Annotated in this window: 11 protein-coding genes; 7 read left to right on the forward strand and 4 right to left on the reverse strand. The window is 62.6% G+C overall.

Going from position 1 to position 12,772, the window contains the following annotated elements:
- Positions 1-172: 172 nt before the first annotated feature.
- Positions 173-628 carry an Lrp/AsnC family transcriptional regulator gene (locus K3557_RS10960; protein WP_259985294.1) on the reverse strand — a complete coding sequence of 152 codons (456 nt, stop codon included), beginning with the start codon at positions 626-628 and terminating at the stop codon, positions 173-175.
- A 132-nt stretch (positions 629-760) separates the two neighbouring features.
- Here K3557_RS10960 and K3557_RS10965 point away from each other — a divergent pair, with 132 nt between their 5' ends.
- Positions 761-1,816, forward strand: a complete 1,056-nt coding sequence (locus K3557_RS10965; RefSeq protein WP_259985296.1) for a Glu/Leu/Phe/Val dehydrogenase — start codon at positions 761-763, stop codon at positions 1,814-1,816.
- A gap of 254 nt (positions 1,817-2,070) precedes the next feature.
- Here K3557_RS10965 and lon read toward each other — a convergent pair whose 3' ends face one another.
- Entirely contained in the window at positions 2,071-4,482 is a 2,412-nt protein-coding gene (gene lon / locus K3557_RS10970; RefSeq protein WP_259985298.1) for an endopeptidase La, read from the reverse strand.
- 522 nt (positions 4,483-5,004) lie between these two features.
- Between lon and rsgA the strand changes: the two genes are divergently transcribed.
- Positions 5,005-6,072 carry a ribosome small subunit-dependent GTPase A gene (rsgA, locus tag K3557_RS10975; protein ID WP_259993855.1) on the forward strand — a complete coding sequence of 356 codons (1,068 nt, stop codon included), beginning with the start codon at positions 5,005-5,007 and terminating at the stop codon, positions 6,070-6,072.
- 57 nt (positions 6,073-6,129) lie between these two features.
- Here the strand turns inward: rsgA and tgt are convergent, their stop codons facing one another.
- Positions 6,130-7,260, reverse strand: a complete 1,131-nt coding sequence (gene tgt, locus K3557_RS10980; RefSeq protein WP_259993856.1) for a tRNA guanosine(34) transglycosylase Tgt — start codon at positions 7,258-7,260, stop codon at positions 6,130-6,132.
- Between the two features lie 70 nt (positions 7,261-7,330).
- On the opposite strand from tgt, the gene rimK reads away from it, so the two are divergent.
- The 3 genes from rimK (at position 7,331) to K3557_RS10995 (ending at position 9,977) form a co-directional block, all read left to right on the forward strand.
- Positions 7,331-8,737 (forward strand): 30S ribosomal protein S6--L-glutamate ligase, encoded by a 1,407-nt coding sequence (rimK, locus tag K3557_RS10985; protein ID WP_259985320.1) that lies wholly within the window; start codon positions 7,331-7,333, stop codon positions 8,735-8,737.
- 74 nt (positions 8,738-8,811) lie between these two features.
- Positions 8,812-9,702, forward strand: a complete 891-nt coding sequence (locus tag K3557_RS10990) for an SPFH domain-containing protein (protein WP_259985322.1) — start codon at positions 8,812-8,814, stop codon at positions 9,700-9,702.
- Positions 9,699-9,977: a hypothetical protein gene (locus K3557_RS10995; RefSeq protein WP_409201176.1), complete on the forward strand. Its 279-nt coding sequence runs from the start codon at positions 9,699-9,701 to the stop codon at positions 9,975-9,977. The genes K3557_RS10990 and K3557_RS10995 overlap by 4 nt, the downstream gene beginning before the upstream one ends.
- A 52-nt stretch (positions 9,978-10,029) precedes the next feature.
- Here the strand turns inward: K3557_RS10995 and K3557_RS11000 are convergent, their stop codons facing one another.
- Positions 10,030-10,800, reverse strand: a complete 771-nt coding sequence (locus K3557_RS11000) for a hypothetical protein (RefSeq protein WP_259985325.1) — start codon at positions 10,798-10,800, stop codon at positions 10,030-10,032.
- A 246-nt stretch (positions 10,801-11,046) separates the two neighbouring features.
- Here K3557_RS11000 and K3557_RS11005 point away from each other — a divergent pair, with 246 nt between their 5' ends.
- Both K3557_RS11005 and K3557_RS11010 read left to right on the forward strand, forming a co-directional pair.
- Positions 11,047-11,409, forward strand: coding sequence for an SUF system Fe-S cluster assembly protein (locus tag K3557_RS11005; protein WP_129371311.1), 363 nt, complete (start codon positions 11,047-11,049; stop codon positions 11,407-11,409).
- Positions 11,410-11,514: 105 nt separating this feature from the next.
- On the forward strand, positions 11,515-12,732 hold the full coding sequence (locus tag K3557_RS11010; protein ID WP_259993861.1) for a glycerophosphodiester phosphodiesterase family protein: 1,218 nt from the start codon (positions 11,515-11,517) through the stop codon (positions 12,730-12,732).
- Positions 12,733-12,772 lie beyond the last annotated feature (40 nt).

Here is a 12,772-nt window from a genome sequence, read left to right on the forward strand (position 1 = left end):
TGCGCCCGGATGTACTGCTTTTGCTGGTTGCTCTTGCCATTTGTGCCCCATGATCCTGTTATTTACCCTGCATCGGCTTCTCAGCTGCCCCGCGCTGTTGCGATTGGCAGCCAGGCGTGCGGGCCTGCTCTGTGCAGCCAGCCTAACACAGGCCCCCTCCGGCGTGAACCGGTTAGCAGGCCGGCAGGGCATCGCGCTGAATCATGGTGCGCAGGGTAAAACTGGACCGGGTGTTGCGAATGCCCGGCACCCGCATCAGACGGTCCTCCAGAAATCTGTCGAAATCCGGCAGATCCTCGGCCACCACCCGCAACAGGATATCGCGTGTGCCGGTCATTAAGTAGCACTCCATCACCTGATCGAACTGGCGCACCGCTTTTTCAAAGGCCTGCAGGGCGCCGGTTGACTGGCGCTCCAGCTCCACCGCCACAAAGATCGTGACCGGCAGCCCCATCTTGGTCTGATCCACTCGCGCGGAATAGCCGCTGATCACGCCGCTTTCCTCCAAATTGGCCACCCGGCGCGCGCAGGGCGTTGGCGATAGCCCGACCTTCTCTGACAATTCGGAAATCTTCAGCCGCCCATTGCGCTGAAGCGCGGCCACAATCTTGCGATCAATTGAGTCCATGGAGGTTTCCTCTAAGATAGGCTTCTTCTACAGAGCATACCACCAAACACCACCGTTCTGGCAGGTCTTTTTAGTGAAAACCGGCGCCCGCGCCCTAGTATCATCGGGAAAAGTTTTGGAGGAGCAATCCAGATGACAGTGACTGCCGTCGCATCAACCACCCATGAAGAGATCTACCGCGTCGAGGAGGCCTCCGCGGGGCTGCTTGGCTTCATCGCCATCCACTCCACCCGGCTGGGTCCCGCCGCCGGCGGATTGCGGATGCGCCCCTATGCCAGCGAAGAGGAAGCACTGACCGACGTTCAGCGGCTCAGCGAAGGCATGACCTACAAGAACGCCGCAGCGGGACTTACGCTGGGCGGCGGCAAGGCGGTGATCATCGGCGACCCTGCCCGGGACAAATCGCCGGAGCTGCTGCGCGCCTTTGCCCGTGCCATCGAAAGCCTGGACGGCCGCTACATCACTGCCGAAGACATGGGGATGAGCCCTTCCGACATGGGGGTTCTGGCAGAGGAAACCCGGTTTGTGGCAGGTCTTGCCGATGGCGAATATGCTAGCGGCGATCCCTCTCCCATCACCGCCCGCGGTATTTTCAACGCGATTTGCACCACGCGTGCCCACAAACACGGCAGCCGTGATCTGGGCGGCGTCACCGTTGCGGTGCAGGGCCTGGGCCATGTCGGCTGGTATCTTTGCCGGTTTCTGACCGAGGCCGGCGCCAAGCTGATTGTGACCGACATCGACGAGGCCCGTGTAGAACAGGCAATTGCCGAATTCGGCGCCAAAGCAGTGCCGCTGGACGGAATCTACGGTGTTGACGCAGACGTCTTTGCTCCCTGCGCCATCGGCGGCATCTTGAATGCCCGGACGATCCCGCAGCTGAAGGCGGACATCGTCGCAGGCGGCGCCAACAACCAGCTGGCGACCGCTGCTGACGCCGCAGGCCTGCACGCGCGCGGCATCCTTTATGCGCCTGACTTTGTGGCCAATGGCGGCGGCATCATCAACGTTGCAACCGAAATCCAGCGGATCAAGGATCGCAAGGGATTTGTTGCCGAGAAACTCAAAGCGCTGGACGAAACGATGGCTTCGATCCTGATCCAGGCTGAGACAGCAGATGTCAGCCCGGCCGAAATGGCCATTGCCACGGTACAGGCCAAAATGGCCGGTTCCAGCAAGGCGGCCTGACCGCCTTCCCAAGCGATACCGCGGGGCACTCCCGCACCCCAGGTGCGGCGCCCCGCCCAACCGCTGCTGAGGCGCATCAGCGCATCCCGCAGCGGGCGGGAGCCGTCCTCCCACGCCTGAGACCTGTCAGGGATAGACACACAGAAACCTGGGAACCACGCCCCGCCAAGAAGGGCCGGAACGGAAGATAAAACTGAAAAAGGGCAGTCCCGCGGGACCGCCCTTTCCTTTCTTGCACCAGATCCAGGCCGTGATCAGTGGGCGGTAGCGCCCGCCCCGTCCTCTGAGCCTTTCAGAGCCGCTTTGGCTGCTGCGGCTTCCTCGGCCTCCTGGTCCCATTCGATGGGGTCCGGCTGGGACACCAGCGCGTGTTTCAGAACCTCGGACACATGGGACACGGGGATGATTTTCAGCCCTTCTTTCACATTGTCCGGAATTTCCGGCAGATCCTTTTCATTTTCCTGCGGAATCAGAACCGTCTTGATACCGCCGCGCAGAGCTGCCAGCAGCTTCTCCTTGAGGCCGCCAATGGCGCTGGCATTGCCGCGCAGGGTGACTTCGCCCGTCATCGCAATGTCCTTGCGCACCGGAATGCCCGTCAGCACCGACACGATCGCCGTAACCATCGCCAGGCCCGCACTTGGGCCGTCCTTGGGCGTCGCGCCGTCGGGCACGTGCACATGGATGTCCAGCTTGTCGAATTGCGGCGGCTTGACGCCGATCTGCGGGCTGATCGAACGCACATAGCTCGACGCCGCCTCGATTGACTCCTTCATCACATCGCCCAGCTTGCCGGTGGTCTTCATCCGGCCCTTGCCCGGCAGCCGCAGCGCCTCGATCGACAGCAGCTCACCGCCGACCGATGTATAGGCGAGGCCAGTGACAACACCAACCTGATCCTCCATCTCAGCCAGGCCATAGCGGAACTTCTTCACGCCCAGGAAATCATCCAGATTGTCCGCCGTGACAGTGACGCTGCCGGCCTCTTTCTTGATGATCTTGGTCAGCGATTTGCGCGCCACCTTGGCAATCTCGCGCTCCAGGTTCCGCACGCCGGCTTCGCGGGTGTAGGTCCGGATCATCTCCGTCACCGCGTCTTCGGTCAGCTCAAACTCCTTGGCCTTCAACCCGTGGTTCTTCACCTGCTTGGAAATCAGGTGCTGCTTGGCGATCTCGCGCTTTTCGTCCTCGGTGTAGCCCGACAGCGGAATGATCTCCATCCGGTCCAGCAGCGGCCCCGGCATGTTGTAGCTGTTCGAAGTGGTCAGGAACATCACGTTCGAGAGGTCGTATTCGACCTCCAGATAGTGATCCATAAAGGTGTTGTTCTGTTCCGGATCCAGCACCTCCAGCATCGCCGAGGCCGGGTCGCCGCGGAAATCCTGGCCCATCTTGTCGATCTCATCGAGCAGGATCAGCGGGTTGGTGGTTTTCGCCTTCTTCAGCGCCTGGATGATCTTGCCGGGCATCGAGCCGATATAGGTCCGGCGGTGGCCGCGGATCTCGCTCTCATCGCGCACGCCGCCCAGCGAGATGCGGATGAACTCGCGCCCCGTCGCCTTGGCAACTGATTTACCCAGCGAGGTCTTACCCACGCCCGGAGGACCGACTAGGCACAGGATCGGCCCCTTCAGCTTGACCGAGCGCTGCTGCACCGCCAGGTATTCGACGATCCGCTCCTTGACCTTCTCCAGGCCATAGTGATCCGCATCCAGGATCTCCTGCGCCTTGTTCAGGTCTTTCTTGACGCGGGACTTGTTGCCCCACGGGATCGACAGCATCCAGTCGAGATAGTTGCGCACAACCGTGGCTTCGGCCGACATCGGCGACATGTTCTTGAGCTTCTTCAGCTCGGCATCCGCCTTTTCGCGCGCTTCTTTCGACAGTTTGGTGGCGGCAATCTTTTCTTCCAGCTCGGCGATTTCGCCAGCGCCTTCCTCACCGTCGCCCAGCTCCTTCTGAATGGCCTTCATCTGCTCATTCAGATAATATTCGCGCTGGGTCTTCTCCATCTGGGATTTGACGCGGGTTTTGATCTTCTTCTCGACCTGCAGGACCGACATTTCGCCCTGCATCAGGCCATAGACCTTCTCCAGCCGTTCGCTGATGGACAGTGTTTCCAGCAGTTCCTGCTTGCGGTCGACCTCAATGCCCAGATGACCCGCAACCAGATCGGCCAGCTTGGCCGGCTCAGTGGTTTCACCGACGGCAGACAGGGCCTCCTCGGGGATGTTCTTGCGGACCTTGGCATAGCGCTCGAACTCGTCGCCCACGGTGCGCACCAGCGCCTCGGTGGTGGTGACATCACCGGGCATTTCCGGCAGTTCCTCGGCCTTGGCCTCGAAGAAATTGTCATTTTCCAGGAATTCGGTGATCTTTACACGCGCCTGCCCCTCGACCAGCACCTTGACGGTGCCGTCGGGCAGTTTCAGCAGCTGCAGCACATTGGCCAGCACGCCCACGGAATAGATGCTATCGGTTTCGGGATCGTCCTCGGACGGGTCGATCTGGCTGGACAGCAGGATCTGCTTGTCATCCGCCATCACCTCTTCCAAGGCGCGCACCGATTTTTCCCGGCCCACAAACAGCGGCACGATCATGTGGGGAAAGACCACGATGTCGCGCAGCGGCAGGACTGGGTAGGAGGAATTGAGTGGCTCTTGCATACTCGGTCCTTTGATTTGGCAAGACGGTCCGGCCCCGATCCCGGCAGCTTTGGCCCGTCTCCTCAATTGATGTCTTTATCTGGGGGGATGGTTAACACTTTTCAACCGCCCTGCCCCAAGGTTTGCAGCCACCTTGCCCGCACCGCACCCGGACCACAAGGGCGCAAATGGTGAAAGGGTGACCAAAGGCCTAACGGGTCCGCCGCAGCTGCAAGAGCCGCAGGGCACAGGCCGTTTAACAGCACATAGTTGCGCCCGGCCAGCCGTCATCCAGCAGCCATACGGGCGGGTTCCAACTGCTTGGCACAGGGTTCACATCCAGCACCTTGTACAACTGCACGCCGGCGCCTAAACTGCACGGCGAATATCGGAGATTGTATGACCTGAGTCATCCGGGCCCGCGGCATGCCGGCCCACACCAAACGTAAAAAACCTTCAGACCTGCAGCCAGCGGGCCGGGTTTGTTTGGCCGCATTTGAATATACAACGCCCGCCAAACGGGCTCTCCAAGAGTTTTAAGACATGAACCGCAGAAAACTTCCCGGCTTTCTGAACACCCCCGTGCGTTCGCAGGTCTCTTCCGGCCTGAGCGAACTGGGTTTCAAACCCTTTTTTCAACACCAGATGGCAGATGCCGCCGAGGGCGCCGCTCCGGCCCGCATCACCGCCATTCACCGCAGCCAGTTCGACCTCATCAGCGCTGACGGCCCCCTCACCTGCCCGGCCATTGACGGCGCCGCTGTCGGCGACTGGCTGCTGCTTGACCCAGAAACCGGGCACGGCACCGTCCTGCTGGAACGGGCCTCCTTGTTTAGACGGCGCGCGCCCGGCACCGGCCGCGAAACACAGCTGATTGCCGCCAACATTGACACGCTGTTTATCGTCACCTCCTGCAATCACGACTTCAACATCGCCCGGCTGGAACGCTTTCTGGCGCTGGCAAACGAAGCAAACACCACCCCGGTGATCATTCTGACCAAGGCCGACCTGGCAGATGATCCCGACAGTTACCGGACCCAGGCCCAATCCTTGCAGCCCGGCCTTGTTGCCGAAACCATCGACGCCACCAATCCTGCAGAGGTGAACCGCCTGCGTGCCTGGTGCGGACTGGGGGAAACGGTGGCATTGGCCGGCTCCTCAGGTGTCGGCAAGTCCACTTTGGCCAACACCCTGGCCGGCGGCGGGCTGATGCAAACCGGCGCCATCCGCGAGGACGACAGCAAAGGCCGCCATACGACCTCGCACCGGCAAATGCTGCGGCTGCCCGGCGCCGGCTGGCTGATCGACACTCCCGGCATGCGCGAGCTGCAGATATCAGACGCGCAAGACGGTATTGATATGGTGTTTCAGGATCTTACCGATATCGCGGCACACTGCCGTTTCAGGGACTGCCAGCACGAAAGCGAACCGGGCTGCGCCATCCAAGCAGCCGCCAAAGCCGGCCAGCTTGACACCGACCGCATTGCGCGCTGGCAAAAGCTAAGATCCGAGGACGCCTTTAACGCGCAGTCTCCGTCGGAACGCCGCGCCGCCGGCAAAGCGCTTGGCAAGGTGATCAAACAGGCCAAACGCATCAAGCGCAAAAAGTAAGCCCTAAGGCCTGAACCCGCCCCTGGCGCAGCAGCGCCGGGGGTATCGGGGCGCCGTTTACAGCGGCTCGATATCACCCTGCGCGCGGGTATCGTGAAAGTCCTTCTGCCAGACCTCAAAACTGCCGGCGGCAATCGCCTCCCGCATACCTTGCATGATCTCCTGGAAATAATGCAGGTTGTGCCAGGTCAGCAGCATCCCCGAAATCATCTCGTTCGAGCGGAACACATGGTGCAGGTAAGCCCGCGAATAACTCGAACAGGCCGGGCAGCTGCAATGCTCATCCAGGGGCCGCGGGTCGTCCTGATGGCGGGCGTTCTTGATATTCACCACGCCATAGCGGGTAAAGGCCTGTCCGGTGCGGCCCGACCGCGACGGCAGCACGCAGTCCATCATGTCAATGCCGCGCGCCACAGCGCCGACGATATCACCGGGCTTGCCCACGCCCATCAGATAGCGCGGCTTGTCTTCGGGCAGGAAACCGGGGGCGTAATCAAGGCAATCGAACATCGCCTCCTGCCCCTCGCCCACCGCAAGGCCGCCAACAGCATAGCCCTCAAATCCGATTTTCTTCAGCGCCTCAGCGCTTTCTTCGCGCAGGTCCTGTTCCAGCCCGCCCTGCATGATCCCGAACAGCGCATGGCCGGGACGGTCGCCGAATGCCTCGCGCGACCGCTCGGCCCAGCGCATAGACAGGCGCATTGATTCCGCAATCCGGTCACGGTCCGCAGGCAGCGCCGGGCATTCGTCAAAACACATCACGATATCAGATCCCAGCAGCCGCTGGATCTCCATCGAGCGTTCTGGTGTCAGCTCATGCTTGGAGCCGTCGATATGGGATTTGAAGGTCACGCCCTTCTCGGTCAGCTTGCGCAAACCGGCCAGCGACATCACCTGAAACCCGCCCGAGTCCGTCAGAATGGGCCGCTCCCAGTTCATGAACTTGTGCAAGCCGCCCAGCCGGTCGATCCGCTCCGCTGTCGGGCGCAGCATCAGGTGGTATGTATTGCCCAGCAGGATATCGGCCCCGGTCGCGCGCACGCTTTCCGGCATCATCGCCTTGACGGTGGCGGCGGTGCCGACCGGCATGAAAGCAGGCGTGCGGATTTCACCGCGCGGCGTATTGATGACACCTGTGCGCGCCGTGCCGTCGGTTGCCTTCAGTTCAAAGTTGAAAAGCTCTGCCATCTTCTATTCCTGCCGTTACACTCAAACCGGCACACCGGTGATTCCCCTCTAATGCCAAGGAGCCAACTCCATGTCCACAGCCGACGCCGCACCGCAATTGAAACTCGGTTGGGAAGAATGGGTAAGCCTGCCCGACCTTGGTCTACCCGCATTGCGGGTCAAGGTCGACACCGGCGCCCGCACCTCCTCGCTGCATGCCACCGGCATTGAAACCTTTGGCCCGGCAAGCGCCCCCAAGGTGCGCTTCATGGTGCATCCCATCCCCGGCCAGTACGATCTGGAAATCCCCTGCTCAGCCCTGATCAAGGACCGCCGCGAAGTGACGTCGTCAAACGGCGAAAGCGAAATGCGCTTTGTGATCGAAACTCCGATGGAGATCGCAGGCCAGTCCTGGCCGGTGGAGCTGACGCTGACCGACCGGCGCGGCATGGCGAAACACATGCTGCTGGGCCGCCAGGCGCTGACCGAAAATGTGACAGTGGTGCCGGGCGAACGTCTGTGCCAGCCGGAACTGGATTATTCGGTCTATTCCTCTTCCAGCATCCGCAAATCCGCCCCGAAACGCTCGCTGCGCATTGCCGTGCTCAGCCGCGAGGACAATTACTCCACCCGCCGCCTGGTGGAAGAGGGTGAAAACCGCGGCCACACGGTCGAGGTGATCAATACCACCCGCTGCTACATGGCGCTGAACGCGCTGGCGCCCGAGGTCCATTATGACGGCAAGCGCCTGCCCCGCTATGACGCGGTGATCCCGCGCATCGGCGCCTCGGTCACCCAATACGGCACCGCGCTGCTGCGCCAGTTCGAAACCGTGGGCACCTATTGCGTCAATGGCGCCGAAGGCATCACTGCCAGCCGCGACAAGCTGCACGCGCATCAGATTCTGGCGCGCCACAAGATCGGCATGCCCGCCACCGCCTTTGCGGCCTCGCCCAAGGACACCGGCAGCCTGATCCAGATTGTGGGCGGCGCGCCGCTGATCGTGAAACTGCTCGAAAGCACCCAGGGCAAGGGCGTGGTGCTGGCGGAAACCACAAAGGCCGCCGAAAGCGTGATCACCGCCTTCCGCGGGCTCAAGGCCAACTTTCTGGTGCAGCAGTTTGTCAAGGAAGCCGCAGGCGTGGATATCCGCTGTCTGGTGGTCGGCTCCAAGGTGGTCGCGGCGATGAAACGCTCCGGGGCGGAAGGCGACTTCCGCTCCAACCTGCACTTGGGCGGCAGCGCTGAAATCGTCCGCATCACCAAGGAGGAACGCTCCACCGCGGTCCGCGCCGCCCGTGCCTTTGGCCTCAACGTGGCGGGCGTGGATCTGTTGCGGTCGGAAACCGGCCCCAAGGTGCTGGAGGTGAATTCCTCCCCCGGGCTGGAAGGGATCGAGAAGACCTCCTCCAAAAACATCGCCGCGCTGATCTATGCCGAGATCGAAGACCGGGTCCGCCCGGCCCCGATGCGGCGGCTCAAACCCTCTGCCTCTTGAGGCGCAGTTTATCTTGACCTGCCGGGACGGGCGCAGGATCCTGCCCGCAGGCGTTTGAAACAGAAGGCATATTCATGAACGAAGACCTGATTCTGGACCTACTCTCCAGTAACCTGCTGTACTTGCTGGGCGCGGTCCTGCTGATCATCGTGGTACTGAAGGGCGTGCGCATCGTACCGCAGTCCGAGAAATACGTGATCGAACGTTTCGGCCGCCTGCATTCTGTGCTCGGGCCGGGCATTAACTTCATCGTGCCGTTCCTGGATGTGGCCCGCCACAAGATGTCAATCCTGGAGCGCCAGCTGCCCAACGCCACCCAGGACGCGATCACCAAGGACAACGTGCTGGTGCAGATCGACACTTCGGTGTTCTACCGCATCCTGGAGCCGGAAAAGACCGTCTACCGGATCCGCGACGTGGACGGCGCCATTGCCACCACCGTGGCCGGCATCGTGCGCGCCGAGATCGGCAAAATGGACCTGGACGAGGTGCAATCCAACCGCTCGCAGCTGATCGGGCAGATCCAGCATTCGGTCGAAAGCGCGGTAGACGACTGGGGCATCGAAGTCACCCGCGCCGAGATCCTGGACGTGAACCTTGATCAGGCCACCCGCGACGCGATGCTGCAGCAGCTGAATGCCGAACGCGCCCGCCGCGCCCAGGTGACCGAGGCCGAGGGCGCAAAACGCGCGGTTGAGCTGAACGCCGACGCCGAGCTTTATGCCGCCGAACAGACCGCCAAGGCCCGCCGCATCCAGGCCGAGGCCGAGGCCTATGCCACCGAAGTTGTCGCCAAGGCGATCCGCGAAAACGGTATCGAGGCAGCGCAGTACCAGGTCGCCCTGAAACAGGTGGAATCGCTGAACGCGCTCGGCAAGGGCGCGGGCAATCAGACCATCCTGGTCCCCGCCCACGCGCTGGAGGCCTTTGGCAACGCCTTCAACCTGCTGAAAGGGGGCAAATGATGGACATGCCGTTCTGGGACTTGTGGTGGGTCTGGGGCGCCGCGGCGCTGGCGCTGGCCATACTGGAGGTTCTGGTGCCCGGCTTTGTCTTTCTCGGCTTTGCCATCGGCGCCGCGGCCGTTGCCTTGCTGCTGCTGGCAGGCGCCGGTTTCGGCCTGCCGCCGCTGCTGCTGATCTTTGCAGTGCTGTCGCTGGCGGCCTGGCTGGTGATGCGCCGCTTTTTTGCCCTGCCCAAGGGCCAGGTGAAGACCTTCAACCACGACATCAACGACTGACAACACCAACTGACAGCAGGCCGGGCTGCGCATCACAGCGGCCCGGCCCGTGTCAGAACCTGAACCCCACCCCCGCCAGCAGCCCGTGAGTCACCGCATCATGGCGGAAAAAGCTGTCCGTGCCGCGGATGCCGTCCTGATACTCCACCCCCAGCCCGCGGTACATCACATAGATCGAGGCCCGCTCCCAGCGGTCGTAAATCAGCCCGCCCATGGCCGACCAGCTTTGATCGGACCCGGCGCCAAAGCCGCCGATATCGCCCTCCAAGGACAGGCTGAACCGAGGCGACAGCCGCCGCTCCCAGCGCAGCCCGGCAATCGGATCGGTCCATGCGCCGCCGCGCCGCACCGCGCCGCCCGGCAGATAGGCCGTCACATCCACATCCCAGTGGCGCAGCCCGCCAAAGACCTCAAACCGGTCCCGCCCCTGCCCGAAACTATAGGTCACCACTGCCTCAGCCATGTTCTGATCATAGGCAGCAGCCACCGCACCGGCAAAGCTTTCCGCTGTCCGGTCCGAATCCATCACCGCATAGCGCAGCCGGAAACCGAAACGGCTGCTGTGCTGCCCCTCAAATGCCAGCATCCCGCCGGCCTGCAGCTGATCAAACACATCGCCCGCATCAATCGACAGACCGCCGCCTGCCTGCCCCAGCTCTGTTGTCCCCTCCACCGATGGTGCCAGCACAAAGGGCGTCAGCTGCCAGCGCCATGCCCCCTGTGCCCGGGCATCACCTGCCGTCCCGCCCACGGCCAGGCAGCTGCCCGCCAGCACAAGGGCAGCGGAATTCGCGCATCTGCGGGTCGTGGTTTTCCCTGGCATGGCCTCTCTCCGCTCCTGCCCGCACACAGCAGCTCCGTGGCCGGACAGCGGCGCACGGCCCGCATCCTTCGGGCAGCGTTTACAAAATCATCGTGGGGGAGCCACAATTTAGCGCGCTCACCCCATCAAATCAAATTTTCACGAACAGGCGGTTAACAGAACATTCCCGCTGCGGTGTGCGCCGCCTCTGGACGCCGGGCCGTACATTCCCTATATAAATCGTCGGAATATCAGACCGGGATCCCCATGACCAACCCTTCCGAACCGCTTGAAGGCGCACCGCTGATCGCGCCCTCCTCCGTCAGCCATCCGCTGTACGAGGCCGTGACCGACGCCTGCCGCTCTGTCTATGACCCGGAAATACCGGTGAACATCTACGAGCTGGGGCTGATCTACACGATCGACATCAATGACGAGAACGACGTCAGGATCATCATGACCCTGACCGCACCGGGCTGCCCGGTTGCGGGCGAGATGCCGGGCTGGCTTGTCGACGCCATTTCGCCGGTGCCGGGGGTGAAAACGGTTGACGTCGAACTCACCTGGGAGCCGCCGTGGGGCATGGAGATGATGTCCGACGAGGCCCGCCTGGAACTGGGCTTCATGTAAGCCCGCACAGCCTGTGCCCGGATCCGGCCCCTGCATCTGCGGGGGCCTTTTCATTTTCGGGCCCGCGCGTCTAATGTGCGGCAGCCCTAGACCCGGAGCCGCCCCATGCGCCTAGCCCTGCTGTCCGTTGCTTTACTGTCCGCGGTCCTCGTGCTGCTTCCTGCTCCCGGCACTGCGGAGCCTCCGGCCTTCAGCTACGGCCCGCGCCCGGCCTATCTGATCAGCCAGCTGCCCGAAGGTGCGCTCAAGGACAGGCTGCAGGCCTGCGCAGGCCAGACCCCGGCGCGCACGGATTTCTCCATCGGCCACCGCGGCGCGCCGCTGATGTTTCCCGAACACACCGCCGAAGGCCACCGCGCCGCTGCCGCCATGGGGGCGGGCATTCTGGAATGCGACGTCACCTTCACCCGCGACCTGGAACTGGTCTGCCGCCATGCGCAGAACGATCTGCACCGGACCACGGACATCCTGACCTCGCCCCTGGCGGACCGCTGCATCCAGCCCTTCTCTCCGCATGCATTCAATTCCCCCGCCAGCGCCGAATGCCGCAGCTCCGATCTGACCCTGGACGAATTCCGCAGCCTGCGCCCGAAAATGGACAGCGCCAATCCCTTTGCAGCCACGCCGCGGGACTATCAGGGCGGCCTTCCCTCGTGGCGCAGCACGCTTTACGGCGGCAACGCCCAAACCCTGACCCATGCCGAGTCGATCGGCCTGCTGCAAAGCCTCGGCGCCAAATTCATGCCCGAGCTGAAGGCCCCCGCAGTCCCGATGCCCTTTAACGGCTTCACGCAACAGGATTTCGCGCAGAAACTAATTGATGATTATAAATCCGCCGGCATCGCACCCGCCGACGTCTGGGTACAAAGCTTCAGCCTGGACGATATCCTCTATTGGATCGAACACGAACCGGAGTTCGGCCGCCAGGCGGTGCTGCTCGACGGCAGCTACCGCCACGAGGGGTTTGATCACACCGATCCGGCAACATTCCCCTATGACTTCGCGGCACTGAAGGCGCAGGGCGTCAATTACCTGGCACCGCCCCTTTGGATGCTGGTGACCGTACAGGACGGCCGCATTATCCCCTCCGCCTATGCCATTGCCGCTAAATCCGCCGGGCTGCGGCTGATCACCTGGACGCTGGAACGCTCCGGCCCGCTGCAGGGCGGCGAATGGTATTTCCAGTCGCTCGCAGGCCTCAGCCGCGGCGACGGCATGTATTACCAGTTGCTGGACGTTCTGGCACAGGACGCAGGTGTCGAAGGCGTTTTTTCCGACTGGCCTGCCACCGTCACCTACTATGCAAATTGTATGGGACTGTGACACCATTGGCCTGTGATCGGCGGCAGCGCAGGTTTCAGGC

The sequence above is a fragment of the Leisingera sp. M523 genome (genome assembly GCF_025141335.1).
Lineage (GTDB): Bacteria > Pseudomonadota > Alphaproteobacteria > Rhodobacterales > Rhodobacteraceae > Leisingera.